Annotated in this window: 22 protein-coding genes; 17 read left to right on the top strand and 5 right to left on the bottom strand. The window is 76.7% G+C overall.

Annotated features, from left to right (window positions below; translation table 11 throughout):
- Window positions 1-30 precede the first annotated feature (30 nt).
- The 4 genes from Sru01_RS04430 to Sru01_RS04445 all read left to right on the top strand — a co-directional run bounded on the left by Sru01_RS04430 (window position 31) and on the right by Sru01_RS04445 (window position 3,567).
- On the top strand, window positions 31-990 hold the full coding sequence (locus Sru01_RS04430; protein WP_203982549.1) for an ABC transporter substrate-binding protein: 960 nt from the start codon (window positions 31-33) through the stop codon (window positions 988-990).
- A gap of 98 nt (window positions 991-1,088) precedes the next feature.
- Window positions 1,089-2,084: a FecCD family ABC transporter permease gene (locus tag Sru01_RS04435; RefSeq protein WP_203982550.1), complete on the top strand. Its 996-nt coding sequence runs from the start codon at window positions 1,089-1,091 to the stop codon at window positions 2,082-2,084.
- Window positions 2,081-2,902 carry an ABC transporter ATP-binding protein gene (locus Sru01_RS04440; protein WP_203982551.1) on the top strand — a complete coding sequence of 274 codons (822 nt, stop codon included), beginning with the start codon at window positions 2,081-2,083 and terminating at the stop codon, window positions 2,900-2,902. Before Sru01_RS04435 ends, Sru01_RS04440 begins: the two co-directional genes overlap by 4 nt.
- The gene (locus Sru01_RS04445; RefSeq protein ID WP_239136903.1) at window positions 2,890-3,567 is read left to right on the top strand and encodes an adenosylcobinamide amidohydrolase; all 678 of its coding nucleotides are present in this window, start codon (window positions 2,890-2,892) and stop codon (window positions 3,565-3,567) included. The genes Sru01_RS04440 and Sru01_RS04445 overlap by 13 nt, the downstream gene beginning before the upstream one ends.
- On the opposite strand, the gene Sru01_RS04450 is transcribed toward Sru01_RS04445, so the two are convergent.
- Both Sru01_RS04450 and Sru01_RS04455 read right to left on the bottom strand, forming a co-directional pair.
- On the bottom strand, window positions 3,557-5,413 hold the full coding sequence (locus tag Sru01_RS04450) for a serine/threonine-protein kinase (protein ID WP_239136905.1): 1,857 nt from the start codon (window positions 5,411-5,413) through the stop codon (window positions 3,557-3,559). The genes Sru01_RS04445 and Sru01_RS04450 overlap by 11 nt on opposite strands.
- Window positions 5,410-6,849, bottom strand: coding sequence for a hypothetical protein (locus Sru01_RS04455; RefSeq protein WP_203982553.1), 1,440 nt, complete (start codon window positions 6,847-6,849; stop codon window positions 5,410-5,412). Before Sru01_RS04455 ends, Sru01_RS04450 begins: the two co-directional genes overlap by 4 nt.
- 238 nt (window positions 6,850-7,087) lie before the next feature.
- Between Sru01_RS04455 and Sru01_RS04460 the strand changes: the two genes are divergently transcribed.
- From Sru01_RS04460 to Sru01_RS04500, 9 genes are all read left to right on the top strand, one after another.
- The gene (locus Sru01_RS04460) at window positions 7,088-7,516 is read left to right on the top strand and encodes a hypothetical protein (protein WP_203982554.1); all 429 of its coding nucleotides are present in this window, start codon (window positions 7,088-7,090) and stop codon (window positions 7,514-7,516) included.
- 94 nt (window positions 7,517-7,610) lie between these two features.
- Window positions 7,611-8,651 carry a hypothetical protein gene (locus Sru01_RS04465; protein ID WP_203982555.1) on the top strand — a complete coding sequence of 347 codons (1,041 nt, stop codon included), beginning with the start codon at window positions 7,611-7,613 and terminating at the stop codon, window positions 8,649-8,651.
- Window positions 8,638-9,858 carry a V-type ATPase 116kDa subunit family protein gene (locus Sru01_RS04470; protein WP_203982556.1) on the top strand — a complete coding sequence of 407 codons (1,221 nt, stop codon included), beginning with the start codon at window positions 8,638-8,640 and terminating at the stop codon, window positions 9,856-9,858. The genes Sru01_RS04465 and Sru01_RS04470 overlap by 14 nt, the downstream gene beginning before the upstream one ends.
- A 12-nt stretch (window positions 9,859-9,870) precedes the next feature.
- Window positions 9,871-10,224 carry an ATP synthase subunit C gene (locus tag Sru01_RS04475; RefSeq protein ID WP_203982557.1) on the top strand — a complete coding sequence of 118 codons (354 nt, stop codon included), beginning with the start codon at window positions 9,871-9,873 and terminating at the stop codon, window positions 10,222-10,224.
- A complete protein-coding gene (locus Sru01_RS04480; protein ID WP_203982558.1) occupies window positions 10,221-10,550 on the top strand; it encodes a hypothetical protein in 330 nt (109 codons plus the stop codon). Before Sru01_RS04475 ends, Sru01_RS04480 begins: the two co-directional genes overlap by 4 nt.
- A complete protein-coding gene (locus Sru01_RS04485) occupies window positions 10,547-11,080 on the top strand; it encodes a V-type ATP synthase subunit E family protein (protein WP_203982559.1) in 534 nt (177 codons plus the stop codon). The genes Sru01_RS04480 and Sru01_RS04485 overlap by 4 nt, the downstream gene beginning before the upstream one ends.
- Entirely contained in the window at window positions 11,068-12,693 is a 1,626-nt protein-coding gene (locus tag Sru01_RS04490) for a V-type ATP synthase subunit A (RefSeq protein WP_203982560.1), read from the top strand. The genes Sru01_RS04485 and Sru01_RS04490 overlap by 13 nt, the downstream gene beginning before the upstream one ends.
- Before the next feature lie 9 nt (window positions 12,694-12,702).
- Complete coding sequence (locus tag Sru01_RS04495; RefSeq protein WP_239136907.1) at window positions 12,703-14,124, top strand: V-type ATP synthase subunit B; 1,422 nt, start codon at window positions 12,703-12,705, stop codon at window positions 14,122-14,124.
- A gap of 85 nt (window positions 14,125-14,209) precedes the next feature.
- Window positions 14,210-14,800 (top strand): V-type ATP synthase subunit D, encoded by a 591-nt coding sequence (locus Sru01_RS04500; RefSeq protein WP_203982561.1) that lies wholly within the window; start codon window positions 14,210-14,212, stop codon window positions 14,798-14,800.
- Between the two features lie 235 nt (window positions 14,801-15,035).
- Here the strand turns inward: Sru01_RS04500 and Sru01_RS04505 are convergent, their stop codons facing one another.
- Window positions 15,036-15,452 (bottom strand): ATP-binding protein, encoded by a 417-nt coding sequence (locus tag Sru01_RS04505; protein WP_203982562.1) that lies wholly within the window; start codon window positions 15,450-15,452, stop codon window positions 15,036-15,038.
- A gap of 410 nt (window positions 15,453-15,862) precedes the next feature.
- Here Sru01_RS04505 and Sru01_RS04510 point away from each other — a divergent pair, with 410 nt between their 5' ends.
- Together Sru01_RS04510 and Sru01_RS04515 are read left to right on the top strand one after the other, a co-directional pair.
- Window positions 15,863-16,690, top strand: a complete 828-nt coding sequence (locus Sru01_RS04510) for a helix-turn-helix domain-containing protein (RefSeq protein ID WP_203982563.1) — start codon at window positions 15,863-15,865, stop codon at window positions 16,688-16,690.
- On the top strand, window positions 16,672-16,902 hold the full coding sequence (locus Sru01_RS04515) for a DUF397 domain-containing protein (protein WP_203982564.1): 231 nt from the start codon (window positions 16,672-16,674) through the stop codon (window positions 16,900-16,902). The genes Sru01_RS04510 and Sru01_RS04515 overlap by 19 nt, the downstream gene beginning before the upstream one ends.
- Before the next feature lie 63 nt (window positions 16,903-16,965).
- On the opposite strand, the gene Sru01_RS04520 is transcribed toward Sru01_RS04515, so the two are convergent.
- On the bottom strand, window positions 16,966-18,054 hold the full coding sequence (locus Sru01_RS04520; protein ID WP_373869481.1) for a TetR/AcrR family transcriptional regulator C-terminal domain-containing protein: 1,089 nt from the start codon (window positions 18,052-18,054) through the stop codon (window positions 16,966-16,968).
- A gap of 103 nt (window positions 18,055-18,157) precedes the next feature.
- Between Sru01_RS04520 and Sru01_RS04525 the strand changes: the two genes are divergently transcribed.
- The gene (locus Sru01_RS04525) at window positions 18,158-19,009 is read left to right on the top strand and encodes an alpha/beta fold hydrolase (RefSeq protein WP_203982565.1); all 852 of its coding nucleotides are present in this window, start codon (window positions 18,158-18,160) and stop codon (window positions 19,007-19,009) included.
- A 116-nt stretch (window positions 19,010-19,125) separates the two neighbouring features.
- Here the strand turns inward: Sru01_RS04525 and Sru01_RS04530 are convergent, their stop codons facing one another.
- Complete coding sequence (locus Sru01_RS04530) at window positions 19,126-20,100, bottom strand: ArsR/SmtB family transcription factor (protein ID WP_203982566.1); 975 nt, start codon at window positions 20,098-20,100, stop codon at window positions 19,126-19,128.
- A 70-nt stretch (window positions 20,101-20,170) separates the two neighbouring features.
- Between Sru01_RS04530 and Sru01_RS04535 the strand changes: the two genes are divergently transcribed.
- Window positions 20,171-21,343 (top strand): MFS transporter, encoded by a 1,173-nt coding sequence (locus Sru01_RS04535; protein WP_203982567.1) that lies wholly within the window; start codon window positions 20,171-20,173, stop codon window positions 21,341-21,343.
- Window positions 21,344-21,395 lie beyond the last annotated feature (52 nt).

Consider the following 21,395-nt stretch of genomic DNA (forward strand, 5'->3'; position numbering starts at 1 on the left):
CTCTCCGTTTCCCGGCGACAAGGAGACCTCGTGAGGCCCGTACGCACGGCCGTCGCGGGCGCGTTGCTGGGCGTGCTGGTGCTGGCCGGATGCGGCCAGTCCACCGGTACGACCGGTGCCGCCCCCGCCGCTTCCCCCGCAGCGTCCACCCCCGCATCCGCCCCCGCCGCCGGCTTCCCGGTCACCGTGCGCGCGGACAACGGCGACGTCACCATCACCCGCCGACCGGAGCGCATCATCTCGCTGTCGGCGACCGCCACCGAGGGCCTGTTCGCCGTGGGCGCCGGGCCGCAGGTCGCCGCGGTGGACGACCAGTCGAACTTCCCGGCCGAGGCGCCCCGCGGCAAGCTGTCCGGCTTCAAGCCCAACGCCGAGGCGATCATCGCCGAGAAGCCCGACCTGGTGATCGTGTCCAACGACCTCGGCGGCATCGTCGCCGCGCTGACCAAGGTCGGCGTCCCGGTGCTGCTGGAGCAGGCGGCCACCAAGCTGGACGGCGCCTACGACCAGATCGCCGACCTCGGGCAGGCCACCGGCAACACGGCCAAGGCCGACGAGGTCGTCGCGGGCATGAAGCGGCGGATCGGCGAGCTGGTCGACGCCGCGCCCAAGGGGAAGAAGCTCACCTACTATCACGAACTCGACCAGACGCCGTACTCGGTGACCTCCGACACCTTCCTCGGCCAGGTCTACGGACTGTTCGGCCTGGTCAACATCGCCGACAAGGCCCCGGACCTGGCCGGCGGCTACCCCAAGCTGTCCACCGAGTTCGTCGCCAAGGCCGACCCGGACCTGATCTTCCTCGGCGACACCAAGTGCTGCGGCCAGTCGGCCGCGACCCTGGCCAAGCGCCCCGGCTGGTCCGGCCTGACCGCGATCCGGAAGGACCGCGTGGTGAACCTGGACGACGACATCGCCTCCCGCTGGGGGCCGCGTGTGGTCGATCTCATCGAGACGGTGAGCGGGGCCGTAGGCAAGGTCGCGAGCTGAGCACCGCCATCGACACCGGCACCGAACCCACCACCGGGCACCCCGCCGAGAACCGCGCCGGGGGCCCCGCCCGGCGCCGCGCGGCGCCGCGGCCGGTCATGCTGGCCGCGGCGCTCGCCGTGCCGGCGATCTGCGCGCTGGCCGGCCTGCTGGCCGGCGCGGCGGGCATCCCGGTCAAGGGCGCGGTGCTGGAACTGCTCGACCACCTGCCCCTGGTGTCCGTCGACTCCGGGCTGTCCCCGGTCGAGCGCGGTCTGATCATGGAACTGCGGTTGCCCCGGGTGGTGCTGGCCGGGATCGTCGGCGGGCTGCTGGCGATGGCCGGCGCCGGCTACCAGGGCGTCTTCCGCAACCCGCTGGCCGACCCCTACCTGCTCGGCGCCGCCGCGGGCGCCGGCCTCGGCGCCACCCTGGTGATCGTGCTCGGCCAGGTCGACGCCCTGGTGCCGCCCGCCGCCTTCACCGGCGCGGTCGGCGGCGTGCTGCTCGCCTACGCGCTCGGCAACGCCACCCGGCGCGGCGGCGGGGGCACCGCCACCCTGGTGCTGGCCGGGGTGGCGGTGGCCTCGTTCCTGTCCGCGGTGCAGACGCTGGTGCAGCAGCTCGGTGCCGAGCAGCTGCAGCGCATCTACGCCTGGATCCTCGGCGGCGTCGGCGCCGACTGGTCGCAGGTACGGCTGGTCGCCCCGTACGCCGTGCTGTCGGCGGGCGTCCTGCTGGCCCACGGGCGGCTGCTGGACGTGCTGTCGGTCGGCGACGACGAGGCGGTCAGCCTCGGCGTCAGCGCAACCCGGGTCCGGCTGGTCGTGCTGTGCGCGGCCTCGCTGGCCACCGCCGCCGCGGTCGCGGTCAGCGGGCTGATCGGCTTCGTCGGCATCGTGATCCCGCACGTGGTGCGCCGGCTGGCCGGCGGCTCCTACCGGGTGGTGCTGCCGCTGTCGCTGCTGGCCGGCGCGGCCTTCCTGGTGCTGGCCGACCTGGCCGCCCGCACGGTGATCGCCCCGGCCGAGCTGCCGATCGGTGTGATCACCGCGTTCGTCGGCGGGCCGTTCTTCGTCGCCGTGCTGCGCGCCACCCGGTCGGTCGCCACGTGAGCGGGCCGGCGAGCGCCATCGAGGTGCGCGACCTGCACGTCGAGCTGGACGGCCGCCCGGTGCTGTCCGGCGTGGACCTCGCGGTGCCCGCCGGCGCCTGGCTGGCGGTGATCGGCCCGAACGGCGCCGGCAAGTCCACCCTGCTGCGCGCGCTGGCGGGGCTGCCCGCCGCCCGCGGCGAGGTGCTGGCCGGCGGCGTCACCGTGCGCGGGCTGCCGCCCCGGCGGCGCGCCCGGCTGCTCGCCTACGCCCCGCAGGACCCGGTGCTGCCGCCGGACCTCACCGTCTTCCAGTACGCCCTGCTCGGCCGCACCCCCTACATCCCCTACCTGGGCCGGGAGACCCGCCAGGACGCCGAGATCACCGCCTCGGTGCTGGAGCGGCTGGACCTCACCGGCTTCGCCGGCCGGCCGCTCGGCCACCTGTCCGGCGGCGAGCGCCAGCGCGTCGTGCTGGCCCGCGCCCTGGTGCAGCGGGCCCCGGTGCTGCTGCTGGACGAGCCGACCACCGCGCTCGACCTCGGCCACCAGCAGCAGGTGCTGGAGCTGGTGGACCGGCTGCGGCTCGCCGACGGCCTCACGGTGGTGACCACCATCCACGACCTCGGCCTGGCCGGGCAGTACGCCGACTCCATGCTGCTGCTCGCCGCCGGCCGCCGGGTCGCCGCCGGGCCGCCGGCGGAGGTGCTCACCGAGCCGCTGATCGCCCGGCACTTCGGCGCCCGCGTCCAGGTCACCCCCGGCCCCGGCGGCCGCGCCCTGGTCACCCTGTGCCGGCCCGGCCGTCCCGCCCCCCAGGAGGACCCGTGCCGTCCCTGAGTCATCGCCACGAGGACGGCGCCCGGCTGGCGTCGCTGCTGTGGGAGTTCGGCCCCGGCCGCCGAGCGATCTCCTCGGCGATCGTCGGCGGCGGCATCGGCCCGGTCGCCTGGGTGCTCAACGCCCAGGTGGTCGGCGGGTACGCCCGGATGGACCCGGCCGAGCACCTGCTGGAACTCGCGCCGGCGGGCCCCGGCGTCGGGATGATGACCGCCGCCTCGGTGGCCCGGTTCACCCGGGCGCGCGACGGCGGGGCGGACGCCGTCGCCACCGTCGGCCTGCGGGTGCCCACCTGGGCCGCCGCCCCCGAAGGCGTCGCCGACCCCGAACTCCGTCCCGTCCGGCTGGACCGGCCCGCCGTCCCGCCGGGGACGATCAACATCGTCGTCACCCTCCCGGTGGCGATGTCCGACGCCGCGCTGGTCAACACGGTGATCACCGTGACCGAGGCCAAGGCGCAGGCCCTGGCCGAGGCGGGCTTCGCCTGCACCGGCACCGCCTCCGACGCGGTCTGCGTGGTCGTGGCCGAGGCGGGCGAGCCGGAGCAGTTCGGCGGTCCGCGCTCCCGGTGGGGCGCCCGCGTCGCACGCGCCGTGCACCGCGCCGTCCTGGACGGCGCCCGCGACTGGTCGGGCCTGGCCGGTGCGGCCGGCGTCAGGACGTGAAGCGCATGCCGGTGAGGATGCGGTCGGCCACCGCCGGGTCCCAGTGGCCGGGCGCGCAGAAGAACACGATCAGCGCCACCGGCTGCCCCGCCCCGCGGCCGACCACGTAGACCACCAGGTCCAGCCGGCCCTGCTGCGCCGGGTCGTTCACCACCCCGGCCAGCCGGAACGCCGGCCGCCCGGCCACCGTGGCGGTGGTGGGCGCCGCCGCGAAGTCGGCCGGCCCCGGCAGCACGAAGCCCAGGCTGCGTTTCAGGGTCTCCGGCGGGTCGGCGATGGAGATCGTGTCGCTGACCTCGATCAGCACCCCGGTCGCCCGGTCCGGCTGCGCGCGCAGCAGCGCGTCGACCGCGGTCCAGTCCGCGGCGATCGGCACCGAGAACAGCGCGTCGAACTCGGCCGCCGCCGGGGACACCACGGCGTACTCGTCGGCGTGCGTGCGCGCCTGCCAGCCGCCGGGATGGTCGAAGGCCACCGGGGCCGCGGTGCTCCCCGGATAGCGCCCGTCCTTCGAGGCCACCGGCCCGCCGCCCGGCCACAGCACCACGGCGGCGACGGCCACCGCGGCCACCGCCGCCAGCGCCGCCGCCACCACGGCCGGCCTGCCGACCCGCCGGCCGCGCCGCCCGGCGGCCGCCGGCGGCGCGCCCGCGCCCCGCCCTGCCGATCCCCGCGGGGCGGGTACGCGCAGCGACGTGGTGAGCTGCGGATCCGGCGGCCAGGACCCGCGCGGCCCGTCTGGAGGGTCCGCGCCGGGGGGCGGCCAGGACCCGCCCCGGCCCGCCGGATCGCCGGCCGGCGGCCAGGAGCCGCGCGGCCCGTCCGGGGTGCCCCTACCGGCGGGCGGCCAGGACCCCGGATGGGGCTCCGGCACCACCGCCGCGCCGCCGGGCGGCCAGGAGCCCGGCGGGGCGGCCGGCGCCCCGCCGGGCCGGGCCCCGGGGGACCGGGCACCGGACGGGCCCGTGCCGGCCGGCGCGTCCTCGCCGCTGATGGCGTCGCGCAGCGCGGCGACGAACCGCCCGCAGGAGGTGAACCGCTCCACCGGGGACTTGGCCAGCGCCCGGGCCAGCACCGGGTTGACGGCGTGCGGCAGGTCCGGCCGGTACGGCGTGAGCGGCGGCGGATCGTGGGACACGTGCGCGTACAGCAGGGCGAGTTCGGTGTCCCGCTGGAACGGCGGCAGCCCGGCCAGCACCTCGTAGACCACGCAGGCGAACGCGTACAGGTCGCTGCGCCCGTCCACCGGCAGGCCGCGGATCTGCTCGGGCGCCACGTACCGGGGGGTGCCCATGAAGTGGCCGTGGCTGGTCAGCCCGGCCTCGGAGAAGGTGCTCTTGGTCAGCCCGAAGTCGGTCAGGTAGACGTGCTCGGCGTCCCGGCCGGCCCCGCCGGCGACCATGATGTTCGCCGGCTTGACGTCCCGGTGCACCATGCCGTGCTCGTGCGCGGCGTCCAGCGCCGCGGCGATCTGGGCGAACAGCGCGTACGCCCGGGTCAGCGGCATCGGCCCGCCCTCGGCCAGCAGCGTGCGCAGGTCGGCGCCGTCCACGTACCGCATCGCGATGAACAGCAGGTCGCCGCCGGCGCCCGCCTCGTAGATCGGGATGATGTTGGGGTGGTCGATGCTGGCCACCAGCCGCGACTCCCGGACGAACCGCTCGCGGAACCGCTGGTCGCGGGTCAGCTGCGGAGCCAGCACCTTGAGCGCGACCACCCGGTCCAGGCGGCGGTCCCTGGCCCGGTACACGGTGGCCATCCCGCCGCGCCCGACGACCGCCTCGACCAGGTAGTCGCCGACCTGGGCGCCGACCAGCGGCGGCATGGAGAATCCCGGGTCGCTCATGGCGCCGCCGGATGCCCGCAGAAGCCGCAGAACCGGTGCGCCCGGCCCAGCCGCATGCCGCACTGGGTGCAGAACAGCACCTGCCCGCCCGGCCCCGCCGGCGGTTCCGCCCCCGGCGGATCCGGCGGGACGGACCGCGCCTGCTGGACGTCGGCGCCCGGCGCCGTCATGACCTGGGTGCCGGGCGGCGGCCAGGTCGCGGCGCCGGCCACCGCCTCGGGCGGCCCGGTGCCCGGTGCCGCGGTCCGCCGGCGCAGCAGCAGCACGCCGGCCACCGCCGCCGCCAGCACGGCCGCCGCCGCCACCAGGGCGACCGGCAGCGGCGACCGGCCGCCCGCGGACGCCCCGGCGGTGCTCGGCGCCGGGGCCGGGGACCGGGGGCGCGCGGAGGCGGCCTGTTTGCGGGCCAGGCGCAGGTGGTCCTGGGCCACCGCGTGGTCGGGGCGCAGCCGCAGCACCTGCTCCAGCACCGGCACCGCCGCCGCGAACGACCTGTTGTGGAACGGCGCGAGCGCCTGCTCGTACACCACGTCCACCGGGCCGCGGCGCGGGGTGACCCCGGCGGCGACCAGCGCGGCCCGCACGTCGTCCACCGGCGTCACGGTGCGGGACGCGCCGCCGGCCATCAGCCCGATCACCTCGCTGCGGGCATCGTCGATCACCGCCGCTCCGGCGCCGTCCGCGGTGACGAACGCGGCGAGCTTGGCGCGCTCGGCGCTCTTGAACGTGCGCCCGCCCGGCGGGTCCAGGTGGGCGGTCACCACCTTGGGCGGCGCGGCGGCGCTCGGCCGGGCCGGGGTGCCCACCACGTCGACCGACTCCAGGCCGCCGGGCAGCGCGGTGCCGAGCGGTACCGTCGGCAGCGTCGCCTCCTCGCCGCCCGAGGTCAGCCGCAGCACCGCCGGGGAGTCGGGTGCCGCGCCCAGGCGCAGCACCTCCGCCGGGTGGCCGCCGGGCGCGGGCGGGTCGGCGTAAGGGAACACCGTGATCTTCGTGGTCGTGGTGGCGATGCAGGTGGAGTCGGACCGCTGCGGCGGGTAGCAGGCGCGCAGCCGCGCGTTCAGGTCGGGGTCCTTGAGCCGGTGCCGGGCGAAATCGGCGGGGATCTTCACCTTGAAATGCTCGGCGAACACCCGGTTGGCCGCGTGCACCGCCGGATCGGACCGGCCGCGGACGACGCCGGTGGCGGTGACCACCACCCCCTCCGGGGTGACGGTGAAGCCGCTGCCCTCACCGATCGGGGTCTCGTACTCGCGGACGATCTGGCGGATCGTCGCGCGGTCGTCGAGCAGCGTGATGCTCACGTGTGCGCGGGCCTCGATCCGGACCGTTCCAGGAGTGACCCGGTCGGTCGAGCCGCTGGGATGGGGGTGTGAGGGGAGCGCGAGCGGCCCGAGGACGCTCAGCGCCGCGACAAGGTGGTACAGGCGGTGCATCTCCGCCACCTCTCTGCGGACCCGACGGAGCCGATCGCTTCCAGAGTCGCAGCGCGAGGGGACCTCATCAAGAGCGGGCGCGGCCCCGGCAACGCCGGTGCAATCGCCCGTTGACCCTCCTGCGACCGGCGGGCCGGCCCGGGAGGGGTTTGGCAGAGGTTTGGCCCGCCGCGGCCTTCGAGCCGGGCCCGGCCAGGGTACGGACAGGGCGTCCGCGCGAGGATCATCGGGGGCGACCATGGTAGGGCTGCACGACTTCCTCGGCCGGTTCCGCCGGGTGGCGGTGCCGGGCGGGGCCGCGCCGGCCGGCGTGCCCGCCGACCCGGAGGCCGAGCGCGCCGCCGAGCTGGCACCGGTGTTCGCCGCGCTGGCGGATGCGCACGGCCGGTGCGCCCGGATCCGCGCGGACGCCGAGCGGGAGGCCGGCGAGCTGGTCGAGCGGGCCCGGGCGCGGGCCGCGTCCGTCGTGGCGGCGGCGCGCACCGAGGCCGCCGCCGAGCGGGCGCGGCTCGCCGCCCGCGCCCGCGAGGACCGCGGCCGGGAGGGCGCCGCGGCGGCGGAGGCGGCCCGCCGCGAGGTGGCGGCGGTCCGCAAGCGCGCCGGGCGCCGCATGCCCGGCGAGGTCGCCCGGGTGGTCGGCATGATCCGCGCACTGGCGGACGCCTGATGGGCCCGGCGGGGGCTGGGCTGCCGGCGGTCCGCCGGCCGCCGGCAGGACGGCGGGGCACCACGGGCATGATCCGCGGACCGGCGGGCGTCCGGTGAGCGCCGCCTGGGTGGCCGGGACGACGCGGGCCCGGGCGCTGGCGCGGCGCCGCCTCGGGCCCGGCGGCGCCCGGCGGGTGGCGGCGGCCGGCTCGGCGGCGCGGGCGGCGGCCGTGCTGGCGGAGACCCCCTACGGGCACGACGTGCGCATGGGGCAGGACCTGGCCGAGATCCAGCACGCCGTGCAGGCCTGCCTGCTGTGGCACCTGCGGGTCCTGGCGGGCTGGCTGCCGGCCGAAGGGCAGGTGATGGTCCGGCTGCTGGCCCGGTGGTTCGAGATCGCCAACGTGGACGAGGTGCTGGGCGGCGGGCCGGCCCGGTTCCGGCTCGGTGCGCTCGGCACCGCCGCGCCCCGGCCGGCGGCGGTCACCGGCCCGGCCGGCGAGCGCGCCGTACGCGCCGCGCCCTTCGATGGCGAGCCCGGCGGCGCGCCGCCCCGGCGGATCCAGCTCGGCATGCGCCTGTCCTGGGCGCACGAGGTGTACGGGCGGATCCGTCCGGCGGCCGCCTGGGCGGCCGGGGCGGCCGCGCTGCTGGTGGCCCGCGAGCGGCTGCTGGACGGCCGCCCCATCGAGGGGGCGGACCGGCGCCGGGCCGAGGCCATGCTCGGGGTCGCGGCACCGCGCGCCGGCACGCTGCCCGGCATGGCGGCGGCGCTGCCATCCGCCGCCCGCTGGGCCCTGGCCGGCCTGGACCGGCCGCAGGACCTGTGGCGGGCCGAGGGCCGCTGGTGGGAACGCGTCGAACGGGACGGCACCGCGCTGCTGGCCGGTCCGGGGTTCGGCGCCTCCCCGGTGCTCGGCGCGGTGGCGGTGCTCGCCGCCGACGCCCGGCGGGTGTGCCTGGCCGGCGCGGTCGCCGCGTACGGAGGAGACCCCGACGAGGCCGCCTACGAAGGGGATCCCGGTGAGCCACCGGCCGGCGGGAATCCGGCTTCCTACGGCGGGGATCCGGCTCCGTACCGCGGGGACCCGGCTCCGTACGGCGGGGGTTCCGGCGACGCCGGGCACGGAGGAGGCCACGATGAGCCGGCGTGAGGCGCTGGCGCCCGTCCGGATGCGGCGGATCGCCCTGGCGGCGCCGCAGGACGCCATCGGCGCGGTGCTGGCCCTGGCGGCGGGAGCCGGCCGGGTGGACATGGACGGCGTGACCGGCGTCGAGGAGTGCGCCGGGCGCGCGCTCACCCGGGACGGGGTGGCCGCCGTCGCCGGGTGGACCCCGGCGCGCGAGGTCGAGGCGCTGGCCCGCGCGCTCGCGCCGGCCGGCGGCGCGGTGGTGCCGCTCCCGCGCCCGCCGGGGCTGCAGGCGCCCACCCTGCTGCGCGGCCAGGGGCTGCGCGGGTCGGCCCGCCCGCTGGTGGAGATGTACGGGACGGTGCCGTACGCGGACGTCGACCCGGTGCCGGCGGCCGCGGTCGCCTACGTGCTGATGTTCGGGATGATGTTCGGCGACGCCGGGCACGGCCTGCTGCTGCTCGCCGCGGCGGTGTCGCTGCGCGCCGGGCGGCCGGCCCGGCTCGCCCGGTGGCGCGGCGGGTGGCCGTTCGTGGCCGGCGCCGGCCTGGCGAGCGTCCTGTTCGGCCTGCTGTACGGGGAGTTCTTCGGCCCGACCGGCGTGCTGCCGGTGCTGTGGCTGGCCCCGATGGCCCACCCGGTCGCCCTGCTGCTGGCCGGCCTCAGCGCGGGCACCGTCCTGCTCGGCGGCGCCTACCTGCTGGGCGCGGTCAACCGGTGGCGCGAGGGCGGGCCGCCGCTGGCCCTGTACTCGCCGGCCGGGATCGCCGGCGGGCTGGCGTTCGCCGGCCTGGGCCTGGCCGCCGCCGGCTGGTACCTGGGCCGGGGGTGGCCCGCGGCGGCCGGGGCGGCGATGGCGGCGGCCGGTCTCGCCCTGGCGTTCGCCGGCTTCCTGGCCGAGGGCGGCGGCGTGACCCAGGCCGCCGTCCGGTCCTTCGACGTCGTCGTGCGCATCGGCGCCAACGTGGCGTCCTTCGCCCGGCTCGCGGCCTTCGGCCTCACCCACGCCGCGGTGGGCGGGATCGTCTGGCGGGCCGCCCGCGGGCTGTGGCCGGCGGCGCCCGCCGTCGCGGTCCTGGTCTTCATCGCGGGCAACCTGCTCGCCTTCACCCTGGCCGCCCTGGTGGCGGCGGTCCAGGCGCTGCGGCTGGAGTACTACGAGCTGTTCTCCCGGATCTTCCTGGCCGAGGGGCGCCCGTTCCGGCCGCTGCACGTCCCGCCGGCCGGCTGAGGAGGCGACGCCATGTCCACGCGGGCCCGCCGGGGGATGCTCGCCGCCGCCACCCTCGTCCTGCTGGTCGCCCTCGGCGTCCTCACCCTGGTCCTGCTCGACGGTCCGGCGGGCGCGACCGGCCCGGCCGGCGCCGCGCGCGCGGCGGCACCGGCGAACTGGGCGGCGCTGCTCGGCGCGGCGATCGCGGTGGCCGGCTCGTCGATCGGCGCCGGGCTGGCCGTCGCCTACACCGGCGCCGCCGCGCTCGCGGCCATGAGCGAGCGGCCCGAGCTCTTCGGCCGGGCCATCGTGATCGTCGGGCTGGCCGAGGGCATCGCCATCTACGGCCTGGTCGTCGCGGTCATCCTGATGGAACGCGCGTGATCACCGGCGGCGTGGCGGTGATCGGGGAGCCCGTCCGGCTGGCCGGGCCGGCCCTGGCCGGCGCGGTGGTGCTGCCGGCCGCCGACGAGGCGGGCGTGCGCGCGGCCTGGCACGCCCTGCCGGACGGGATCGCCGTGGTGATCCTCACGGCGTGGGCGGCCCGGACGCTCGGCCCGGTCACCGGCCGGCTCACCGTGGTCATGCCCGCCGGCCCCGGCGAGGGCGCGGACGCCGGAAGGCGCGGATCCGGCGGGGCCGGTCCAGCCGGGGACGCGGGACCGGGGGAACTCGGCGGCGCCGGGCCCGGGGCGGCGGGGGAGCGGTGAGCGGGGAAGCGGTGAGCCGGAGCCCGGTGGAGCGGGCGCTCGCCCCGCTCGCGGCCGAACTGCTGCGCCGGGCCGGGCGGGAGGCGGCCGGGACGGCCGCGCGGGCGCGGGCCGAGGCGGCGTCCATCGACGCCGCCGCCCGGCGGGAGGCGGCGCGGGTGCTCGCCGCCGCCCGGGAGTCGGGTCGCGCCGAGCACGCCGCCGAGGCGGCCCGGGCCCTGGCCGAGGCCCGGCGCGAGGGACGGCGGGCCGTACTGGCCGCGCAGCGCCAGGCGCTGGAGGAGTTCCGCCGCCGGGCCCGGGAGGCGGCCGGCGGCCTGCGCGCCGACCCCGGCTACCCCGCGCTGCTGCGCGCCCTGACCGAGGCGGCCCGGCGGCGCGGCGGCACCGAACTGGCGATCCGCGAGCACCCCGACGGCGGCGTCGTCGGCGAGGGCCCGGGCCGCCGGGTGGACGCCACCCTGCCCGTGCTGGCCGACCGGATGGTGGACTCCCTGGCCGGGGAGGTGTGCCGGCTGTGGCTGCCGTGACCCGGGTCAACGGCCCGCTCGTCGAGGTGGACCGGCTCGGCGGCGCCGCCATGTACGACCTGGTGCGGATCGGCGGGCTGCCCGGCGAGATCGTCGCGCTGCGCGGCGAGCGGGCGACCGTCCAGATGTACGAGTACACCGGCGGCCTGCGCCCGGGGCTGGAGGTCGAGGCCACCGGGGCGCCGCTGTCGGCGCCGCTCGGCCCGCACCTGCTCGGCGGGGTGTTCGACGGCCTGCTGCGGCCGCTGGACCGGGCCCCCGCCTGGCTGGACCCCCGGTCCCGGCCGGGCGCCGGGCCGGGGGCGTGGCGGTTCACGCCGCTGGTGGCCGCGGGACGGCCGGTGGCGCCCGGCACGCCGGTCGGCTCGGTCGCCGCGGCGGGCCGGGTGCCCTACCTGGTGCTCGCCCCCGGCGGCGTCGTCGGGGACGTCCGGCCCGAGGGGGAGTACCCGGCCACCGCCACGGTCGCCACCGTCGGCGGCACCGCGGTGACCATGACCCGGCGGTGGCCGGTCCGCCGGGCGCTGCCCTGCCGGGAACGGCTGGCCGAGCCGGTGCCGCTGGTCACCGGGCAGCGGGTCCTGGACCTGCTGCTGCCGGTCCGGCGCGGCGGCGCGGCGGCGGTCCCCGGCGGGTTCGGCACCGGCAAGACCGTGCTGCTCCAGCAGATCGCCCGATGGTGCGACGCCGACGTCGTGGTGTACGTCGGCTGCGGCGAGCGCGGCAACGAGCTGGCCGACGTGCTCGCCGGCCTGGCCGGGATCACCGACCCGCGGACCGGCGGCCGGCTGGCCGACCGCACGGTGGTGGTCGCCAACACCTCCAACATGCCCATGATGGCGCGGGAGGCGAGCGTCTACACCGGGATGACCGTGGCCGAGCACTTCCGCGACATGGGGTACGACGTCGTGCTGATCGCCGACTCCACGTCCCGGTGGGCCGAGGCCCGCCGCGAGTTCGCCGCCCGCGCCGGCGAGCCGCCGGCCGAGGAGGGGCACCCCGCCGACCTCGCCTCGGCGATCGCCGCCTTCTACGAGCGCGCCGGCCGGGTCACCACGCTCGGCGGCCGGACCGGCTCGGTGACGGTGCTCGGCGCGGTCTCCCCGCCGGGCGGCGACCTGACCGAGCCGGTCACCGCGCACACCGAACGGTTCGTCCGGACGCTGTGGACCCTGGACCGCGACCTGGCCTACGCGCGCCACTACCCCGCGGTGTCGGTCGAGGCCTCGTTCAGCCGGGACGGCGGCGCGCTGTCCGCCTGGCACGACCGCGAGGGGCGGCCCGGCTGGGCGGCGGCCGGCGCCCGGGTCGCCGCGCTGCTCGCCGAGGCCGGCCGGCTGGCCGGGACGGCGGAACTCGTCGGCGCCTCGGCGCTGCCCGACCGCGAGCGCGTCGTGCTGCTCGGCGGGCGGCTGCTGCGCGAAGGACTGCTGCGGCAGAGCGCGCTCAGCCCGGCGGACGCCTACTGCTCGCCCGGGCGGACCCTCGCCCTGGCCGGCACCGTGCTCGCGGCGATCGACGACTGCCTGGCCCTGGCCGCCACCGGGGTGCCGGCCGAGGACATCGAGTCCCGGGACTTCACCGCGGTGCTGCGCGCGAAGGAAACCGGGTGAGGCGGGGCAGTGATCGAGCTGGAGTACACCGACGTGGCCGAGCTGCGCGGGCCGCTCGCCGTCGTGCGCGGCGTCGCCGGTGTCGGCTGGGACGAGTTCGCGGTCATCCGGCTGCCCGGCGGCGGGACGCGGCACGGGCTGGTGCTGGAGGTGGACCGGGACCTGGCGCTGGTCCAGGTGCTGGAGGGCACCGCCGGCCTGGCGCCCGGCCGGATCGGCGTCACCTTCTCCGGGGCGCCGTTCCGGGTGCCGGTCGGCCCGGGCTGGCTGGGACGGGTGTGCGACGGGCTGGGCGACCCGCTGGACGGCGGACCGCCGGTCTTCGGCACCGCGACCGCGCCGGCCGGCGGGCTCCCGCTCAACCCCGCGTGGCGGCTCCCGCCCGCCGACCCGATCATCACCGGGGTGTCGGTGATCGACGCGCTGACCACGCTGGTCCGCGGCCAGAAGATCGCGATCTTCGCCGCGCCCGGCCTGCCGCACCTCGACCTCGCCGCCCAGATCGCCGCGCAGGCGCACGCCGCCGGGGAGCCGTTCGGCGTGGTCTTCGCCGCCATGGGGCTCACCCACGCGGACGCCTCCGGGGTGCGCGACGCGCTGGAGGCACGGACCGCGGCCGGCGAGCTGGTGCTGCTGCTCAACCTGGCCGGCGACCCCGTCATCGAGCGCGTCCTCACCCCGCGGATCGCGCTCACCGTGGCCGAGCACCTCGCCTTCGGCCTGGGCCGGCACGTCCTGGTCGTGCTGGCCGACATGACCGGCTACTGCGAGGCGCTGCGGGAGGTGTCGGCCGCGCGCAGCGAGGTCCCGGCCCGGCGCGCCTACCCCGGGTACCTGTACAGCGACCTCGCCTCGATCTACGAGCGCTGCGGCCGGGTGCGCGGCCGGCCGGGCTCGGTCACCCTGCTGCCCGTGCTCACCATGCCGGGCGGTGACATCACCCATCCCGTGCCGGATCTCACCGGCTACATCACCGAAGGACAGATCGTGCTTTCATCAGAAATCTCGGTGTACCCACCGGTGGATCCGCTGGCGTCGCTCTCCCGGTTGATGCGCGGTGGCGTGGGGGCCGGCCGTACCCGGCCGGAGCACGCCGACCTGGCGGCCCAGCTGATCGCCGCCCTGGCCCGGGCCGCGCGGGCCCGCGAGCTCGCCGAATTCGTGGGCGCCGACGCGCTCGGGCCGGCCGACCGCCGCCACCTCGACCTCGCGGACGCGTTCGCCCGCGACCTGGTGGCCCAGCGCCGCGACGAGTCCCGCTCGCTGGAGGAGACCTTCACCCGCGCCTGGCGGGTGCTGTCGGTCCTGCCGCGCGCCGACCTGGCCATGCTCGGCGCCGCCGCCCTCGACGCCCACCACCGGCCCGCCGCCCCCGAGCCCGGCCCTCAGGAGCCCGACGGCATCGGCACCGGCCACCGGGAGCCGCGATGAAGGCGCTCCGCCGGCCGCGCCCCGCTCGGCCGGCGCCCGTGCCGGTGCGGCACCGCATGACGAGCATCCGCCGGGAGGAGCCGAGATGAGGGTGCACGCGCCCCCGGGACGCGCCGGTCACCTGTGGCTGCGCCGCCGGCTGGCCACCGCCGAGCACGCCCTCGACCTGCTGGACCGCCGGCTGGCGCTGCTCCAGCAGGAGCACGACCGGCTGGTTCGCCCGGCCGCGCGGACCGGCCGCGACTGGGCGGCCGCGCTGGCGGACTCAGAGACCTGGACGCGCCGGGTGGCCCGGCTCGGCGGGGAGCGGGCGCTGCGCCTGGGCGCCCCGGCCGGCCGGGCGGAGGTCGACATCGAGCCGGCCGGCGTGCTGGGCGTCCGCTGTCCCGGCCGGGTGACTTGCCGCTTCCCCGCCGCCCCGGACCTGCTGCCGCTCACCGCCGCTCTCGGCCCGGCCCGGGCGGCCGCCCAGGCCGCGCTGGCGGCGGCCGTCCGGCACGCCGCCGCCCAGGAGGCCGTCCGGCTGGTGGCGGCCGAGGTCCATCGGACCCGGCGCCGGGTCCGCGCGCTGCGCGAGCGGTGGATCCCGGCGCTGACCGCCGCCCTGGCCGACCGCGCCCTCACCCTGGAGGAGCAAGACCGAGCCGACCGCCTCCGCCGCCCCTCGGACCGGTGAACCCCGCCCGGCATGTCCCCGGAGTGGTGAACCAGCCCTCCGGGCTTGCCCGCCGCGTGTTCCCCGGAGGTGGAGCCTGCGGTCCGGCGGGCATCGGAGATCCTCAGCATCCTCGGCCGCCAGGGCGAGCGCATCCACGTCCGCGGCCGCCTACGTCCCGGTGATTCCTGATTCCTGGCGTTCGTACCGATCCCAACCGATCATCGGTATCCCGCCGCGAATGAGGTGAACGGCGTCAGGAATCCTGAGCGCGGACTTCGAACCAGATCGTGCGGCCCTTGGGGTTCTGTCGCCATCCCCATGACGAGGACAGCTCCTGCACCAGCCACAAGCCTCGCCCGCCTTCGCTGAGCGGGTCGATCGGGGCCTGAACCGCCGGAAAGTCATTCGGCGAGCCCGCGTCGGTCACCTCGATGCGAACGGTCTCGCCGTCGTCGTACACGCGCACGGTGACCACGCCGTCCCGCACGCGTCCCGACTCCGAATGGCGAACCGCGTTCGCGAAGACCTCACTGACCATCAACTCGATGTCGTCCACATCGCGGTGTCCGTTCCGGCACAGCAACGAGCGTACGTACGCCCGGGCGAGCTTCGTTGATCCGTCATCGGCCAGTAGGTCGACCCGGCCGAGAAGCGTGCCGACGGTCGTCATGCCGCGACTTCCATTTCGGGCCCGGTGACCGAGGTGTGCCGTCTGAAGTCCATCGTCTCTCCGGCGTTGGAACATCCGGTCCCTGGGACGCTGTGCTCTGGGCGATCCCGGCACTCGTCGGGGCGCCGTGTCATTTCCGGGTGCAACGTTCACCCTCCATCTCTCACGTTTACGCGCCGGAGTCGCCTGTCAGGTTGGAGCAGGTTCAATGGCGCCTTGTCGGTGGCTGTCACATCGCTGTGCAAAAAGCTGCTGGATGACTGGCTGGGCCTCCAACATTGGCGCGTAATCGCTTGAGGCGAAGGTAAGTTCGACGGACAATCCGGTGACGGTACCTTCGGGTCGGCGTACCAGAACGTCAGTTCGTGTCAGTTCAGTGTCACTGAGGGGCGATTCGGGAGGTGATCGGGATGGGCGATCTAGATCCACGTCTGACACCGGCACAGCGAGTGGGCAGGGAATTGGCCCGCTTCCGCAATCAGGCCGGCCTCACGCAGGCCCGGCTGGCTGCGCGCCTGGACGTCTCGCCGTCACTCGTCGCTCATGTGGAGCGTGGTGCACGCACCCTGAAATGCGACGTAGCTGGCAAATGCGATGAGCTTTTCAAAACAGATGGGCGTTTTACCCGACTCTGTCGAGGACTCTCCGCTTCTGTGCTCTTGCCTACCTGGTTCGCTGGTTGGCTGGACGAGATCGAACCTCGGGCGCGCGTGTTTCGAAGCTGGGATCCACTGCTCATTCCCGGCTTCTTGCAGACGGAGGAGTATGCCAGGGCCGTCTTCCGGGGTCACCGAAAGCTGTCCGAGGAAGCAGTGGATAAAAGGGTGCAAGCCCGCATGATGCGCAATACGCTGGTGACTCGCGACGATCCACCAGAAATCTGGATTCCGATTGACGAAGGGGTCCTTTATCGAAATATCGGCGGTAGGGAGGTGATGGCAGCGCAGCTCGCTCATCTATTGCTCGTGGCCGAGTGGCGCAACGTCACTCTTCAGGTGGTTCCGTCCGACACCCCTTGCACCGACGGCCTGTTGAGCGCCTTCACGATCGCGGAGTTGGACGACGCGCCGACCGCCGTCTATGTGGATTCGGCCGGGAACGGCGAGGTGTCTACTGATCATGAACTCGTCTCGCTGATCTGGGGCCGGTATGACACACTCCGGGCAGAGGCATACCGCCCGATCGACTCGCTCGCGAAGATCAGGGAAGCCAGGAGAAAATGGACCGAGGACACGTGACGGCCGCTGACCTCTCAACGGCCGTATGGCGGAAGTCGGTGCGTTCCGGCAATAACGGTGCGCAGTGTGTCGAGGTCGCGACCGGCCTGCCAAGGGTCGTCGCCGTCCGGGACAGCAAGCGTCCCGGTGGACCGGTCGTGCTGACCACGCGTGACCGGTGGCGATCGTTTCTCGACGGTGTGCGGAGTGACACGCTGGAGGACCTGGTCTGACGCTTCCGGCGTTCGGGTAGTGCCATCACCCGGCGATGTGCGGCGGTCCGCCCGGCCGACCCGTTAGGGCGGCTCGGTGCCGGTGCGGGCTTCGGACGTGCGGGATGCGCGGTCGATGCGGGACTGGAGGCCGTCCAGGAGGATGGCCAGGCCCTCGGTGAAGGCGGCCTCGGCCTGCTGCTCCCAGGCGTTCGAGCCGCCGCCGGGGCCGGGATCCTCGTCCGAGGTCGGCCGCCGGGTCCGCGCAGGCGGGCAGGGGGCCGGTGACTCCAGGGCCGCGGGCGGGGGAGCGGCGGCGGGCGGGGGAGCGGGGGCGGCGCCGGCGAGTGCGGCGGAGTGCGGGTAGCGGCGGGCGAAGTCCGGGACGAGTTCCTGGAGCACGCCGGCGCGCAGCGTCCACCACTCGGCGTCGGAGGTGCCGGTCGTGCCGGCGGCCGCGGCCGACTCGGCCGTCGAGCGGGCGGCCCCGCGGACCAGGGCGAACAGCGCGGCGACCACCGCGCGCACGGTGGCCGGGGGCAGGCCGGTGCCGTGCAGGGCACCCAGGACCGACTCCAGCACCTGCTGCTCGTGCGGCCCGAGCACCGGCCGGGCGTGGGACACCTGGAGCAGCCACGGGTGCCGGACGTAGCGCGCCCGCAGCCAGGCCGCCCATGCCTCCACCGCGACCCGCCAGCCACCGTCCCCGGGTGCACCCCCTTCCCGGCCGGCGGTCCCGGCCTGACCGCCGGCCGGTGACCGGTGCGCCGCATGCCGACCTGCCGGCTCTCCGGTTTCCTGGTCTCCCTTGGCGCCGGCCGGCTCTCCGGGTTCCGGGGACGCTTTCTCACCGGTCCGGGTTCCGGAGGTCGTGCTTCCGCCGGGGGGCGGGGCGGCGTGGGCGCGGTCGTACATCAGGTCGATCAGTTCCCGCTTGGTGGGCACGTAGGTGTAGAGCGACATGGCGGTGCGGCCGAGCCGCTCGCCGACCGCGCGCATGGACAGCCCGTCCAGCGTGCCGGCGTCGGCCACCGCGATGGCCGCGTCCACGATCTCGTCCACCGTCAGAGCGGGTTTCGGCCCGGGGGCGCGCCGCGGCTCGCCCGGGGTCGCGTCCCGCCACAGCAGGGCCAGGGTCCTGCGCGGGTCGCCCTGGCCGGCGTAGACCACCATGACAGATCTCCTTACGGCATATAGAGTTCCTGCCGGCACAGCATCAGCTTACGCCATAAAGAGATCTTGCCCGGGCTGGACCCGGCCGCTGGAGGGAGAGATCATGCCGACCGCGATCCTGCACGACGGGGCCGCCATCGAGTTCGAGGCGCACGGCGACGGCCCGGCCGTGCTGCTGCCGGTGAACCCGGCGCCCGCCGCCGACGACGAGCGGGCCGCGACGATGCGCGCCTGGGGTGCCGACCCGGACCTGGGGCACCGGCTGGCCACCGGGCTGGCGGCGGACTTCCGGGTCGTCGCCTTCGACTACGAGGGGCACGTGCTCGCCGCCCCCAAGCCGGCCACGCTGACCCCGGACAACGTGGCCGCCGACTTCCTGGCCGTGGCGGACGCGGCGGGCGCGGACCGCTTCGCCTGGTACGGGTATTCGTGGCTGGCCATGCTCGGCCTGCAGCTCGCCATCCGCACCCGCCGCCTCACCGCGCTGGTCATGGGCGGGTACCCGCCGCTGGACGGCCCGTACGAGGCGATGCTCACCGTCACCGCCGCCACCCACCGGCAGGCGGTCCAGGCCCGGGACGCGCCGCCGGCGCCGGCCGGGGAGGCGGTGCCCGGCGACTGGGAGAGCGCCCAGGTCACCATGGCGCCGGAGCAGGCCGCCCAATTCCTCACCCTCTACCAGGCGCTGCGCGGCTTCGACGACCGCGAGGCGCAGCAGGAGGTGAGCTGCCCGCGGCTGTGCTTCGCCGGCTCGGCGGACGTGATCCGGTACGGCGCGAGCGGGGACGGCGCCACCGTCGACATCGCCGGGCCGCTGCTGCGGCGGCGCGCCGACATCGAGGAATCCGGCTGGGACGTGCACGTGCTGGACGGGCTGGATCACCTGGGGGCGATGCAGGCCTGCCAGGTGCTGCCGATCATCCACCCCTGGCTGCGCGCCCGGCTCGCCGGCTGACCCCGGCCGCGCGCTCGCCGCCCGCGGCCGCCGGGGTCCTACCGATCATCGGGCCCTGGCTCCGCGGCCGGCGCCCCGCGCCGCGCCCGCGCCCGCCGGACCCGGCGGCCGGGCGGTCACCGGTCGCCGGGGCGGGCGGCGAGCAGGGCGTCGGCGGCCGGTGTCCGGACGTACAGCACCGAGCGGCCGGTCCGGTGCCCGATGACCAGGCCGGCCGCCCGCAGCAGGGCCAGGTGCTCGGACACGCTGGCCGGGGCGTACGGCAGCCGCCGGGCCAGCTCGGTGGTGGACAGCGGGGACGACAGCTCGGCCAGGATCAGCGCCCGCGGCCGGCCCAGCACCGCGGCGAGCGCGTCCGAGGACGGCGTCGCGCCGGTCTCCCACAGGGTGGCGACGCCGCGCGCCGGATAGGTGATGGTCGGCTGGCCGGGCGAGGCGAGCCGGGAGAACATGCCGGGCCAGACGAACACCGACGGGATGAGCAGCAGGCCCTCGCCCGCCAGCGTCCGGTCGGCGCCGTGGCCGGAGCGGTGCACCATGACCCGGTCCCCGGTCCAGCGCACCACGGGGTGCAGGTCGGCGAACAGGCGGTCCAGGCCGCCGGCGGCCAGCCGCCGGGCCCGGTAGAGGACGTCGCCCTCCAGCAGGTCGCGCATCCGCGGCCAGTAGGGCGCGAAGGCCGCGTCCCAGAACTCCTGCACCGCGGCGGCCAGCCGGTCCAGCCCGCCGGCCGGGTCGTCGCGCAGCGCCGCCGTGGTGGCGGCGGGCGGGCAGGTCATCCGGTCGAGGTCCGCGCGCACCACCCGATGCGGGGTGGCCCGCAGCGTGGCGAGCTCCAGGGCGAGGTCGGGCACTGGCGTGGCCGGCGGCGGGGTGAGGAAGTCGGGGATGTACCTGCCGCGGCAGAGGTCGCCGAGGGGGGCGAGGTCCAGCCCGGCCAGCCGCGGGCGGACCTGCTTGACCCACGGCAGGTGCAGGCTGCGGCCGGCCGGGTCGCGCAGCACGCCGACGGCGGCCACGACCTCCTTCAGCGGGGAGAACGCGAACCGGATCGAGACGGCGTCGTGCAGCGAGAACGTCAGGGAGGACATCGGCTTCCTGAAGATTCGGATGCAGCCGAATCTATCGCGCCGGCCGGCACCGCGCCGGATCGTGGCCCGCATGTCGATGACGCTCACCCGGCGGCCGCTGTTCGGCGGGCTGCCCCGGGTCTTCTGGGTCCTGTTCGGCGGCCAGCTGGTCAACCGGTTCGGTGCCATGGTGCTGCCGTTCCTGGCCACCACCCTGGTGGCCCGGGGGTTCTCCGCCGCCCAGATCGGCCTGGTGATGTCCGCGTGCGGGCTGGGCCGGCTGGCCGGCCAGCCGGTGGGCGGCCTGCTCGCCGACCGGGTTGGCCGCCGGGCCACGCTGATCGGCGGGCTGGTCGCCACCTCGGCGTGCCTGGTGGCGCTCGGGGCCGCCCGCGGCCTGCCCGCGCTGGCGGTGACCGCCGGCGCGCTCGGCGCGGCCGGCGGGATCTACCATCCGGCCGCCGCCGCGCTGGTCGCCGACACGGTGCCCGCCGAGGCGCGGCCCCGGGCGTTCGGCATGCTGCACTGGGCGTTCAACATCGGCGCGGCGCTGTCCGGGGTGGCGGCCGGGCTGCTGCTCGCGCACGGATACTGGCTGCTGGTGGCGGTGGACGCCGCCGCGAACCTGGCCTTCGCCGTGATCGTCGCGGCCGGGGTGCGTCCGGACCGCCCGGTGGCCCGCGATCGCCGGCGCCCGGCGGGCTACCGCCGCGCGCTGCGCGACCGGGTGGTGGTGGCGGTGCTGGCCCTCTCGCTGCTCGGCAAGCTCGTCTACGAGCAGCAGCGGTTCGGCCTGCCGCTCGCCATGGCGGCCGACGGGCTGCCCGGTTCGGCCTACGGCCTGCTGATCACGCTGAACGCCGGGCTGATCGTGCTGGTCCAGCCGGTGCTGGTGGCGTGGACGTCCCGCTTCCCCCGGCTCGCGATGCTCGGGGTGTCCTGGGTGCTCATCGGCGCCGGCTTCGCGCTGAGCGGCCCGGCGGCCGCGGCGTGGCAGTACGCGCTGGCGGCGGTGGTCTGGACGGCCGGCGAGATCGGCATGGCCGGCTTCGGCGCGGCGCTGGTCGCCGACCTGACCCCGGAGGGCGCGCACGGCACCTACCAGGCCCTGTACGGCTGGACCGGGGCGCTGGCCGCGCTGGTCGCGCCGTCGGCCGGTGCCGCGCTGTACGACGGCGGCGCGCTGTGGTGGGCGTGCGCGGTGGCGGGCGCGCTGGGCGGCCTGTCGGCCGTGCTGCTGGCGCCGGCGGTCCGGCGGCGGTGAGCCGGCGGGCGCGCGCGGGGGGTTTTCCGTAGCAGGGGCGGTGGCGTGTATA

It is taken from the genome of Sphaerisporangium rufum (assembly GCF_016863395.1).
Classification (GTDB): domain Bacteria; phylum Actinomycetota; class Actinomycetes; order Streptosporangiales; family Streptosporangiaceae; genus Sphaerisporangium; species Sphaerisporangium rufum.

Bases quoted from the DNA above. Each gene is read 5' to 3' on its own strand.
- Sru01_RS04505 (WP_203982562.1), bottom strand. From the start codon at position 15,452: ATGACGACCGTCGGCACGCTTCTCGGCCGGGTCGACCTACTGGCCGAT.
- Sru01_RS04515 (WP_203982564.1), top strand. From the start codon at position 16,672: ATGGACCGAGGACACGTGACGGCCGCTGACCTCTCAACGGCCGTATGG.
- Sru01_RS04475 (WP_203982557.1), top strand. From the start codon at position 9,871: ATGTCCACGCGGGCCCGCCGGGGGATGCTCGCCGCCGCCACCCTCGTC.
- Sru01_RS04435 (WP_203982550.1), top strand. From the start codon at position 1,089: ATGCTGGCCGCGGCGCTCGCCGTGCCGGCGATCTGCGCGCTGGCCGGC.
- Sru01_RS04530 (WP_203982566.1), bottom strand. From the start codon at position 20,100: ATGTCCTCCCTGACGTTCTCGCTGCACGACGCCGTCTCGATCCGGTTC.
- Sru01_RS04535 (WP_203982567.1), top strand. From the start codon at position 20,171: ATGTCGATGACGCTCACCCGGCGGCCGCTGTTCGGCGGGCTGCCCCGG.
- Sru01_RS04460 (WP_203982554.1), top strand. From the start codon at position 7,088: ATGGTAGGGCTGCACGACTTCCTCGGCCGGTTCCGCCGGGTGGCGGTG.
- Sru01_RS04525 (WP_203982565.1), top strand. From the start codon at position 18,158: ATGCCGACCGCGATCCTGCACGACGGGGCCGCCATCGAGTTCGAGGCG.
- Sru01_RS04470 (WP_203982556.1), top strand. From the start codon at position 8,638: ATGAGCCGGCGTGAGGCGCTGGCGCCCGTCCGGATGCGGCGGATCGCC.
- Sru01_RS04450 (WP_239136905.1), bottom strand. From the start codon at position 5,413: ATGAGCGACCCGGGATTCTCCATGCCGCCGCTGGTCGGCGCCCAGGTC.
- Sru01_RS04455 (WP_203982553.1), bottom strand. From the start codon at position 6,849: ATGCACCGCCTGTACCACCTTGTCGCGGCGCTGAGCGTCCTCGGGCCG.
- Sru01_RS04500 (WP_203982561.1), top strand. From the start codon at position 14,210: ATGAGGGTGCACGCGCCCCCGGGACGCGCCGGTCACCTGTGGCTGCGC.
- Sru01_RS04520 (WP_373869481.1), bottom strand. From the start codon at position 18,054: ATGGTGGTCTACGCCGGCCAGGGCGACCCGCGCAGGACCCTGGCCCTG.
- Sru01_RS04510 (WP_203982563.1), top strand. From the start codon at position 15,863: ATGGGCGATCTAGATCCACGTCTGACACCGGCACAGCGAGTGGGCAGG.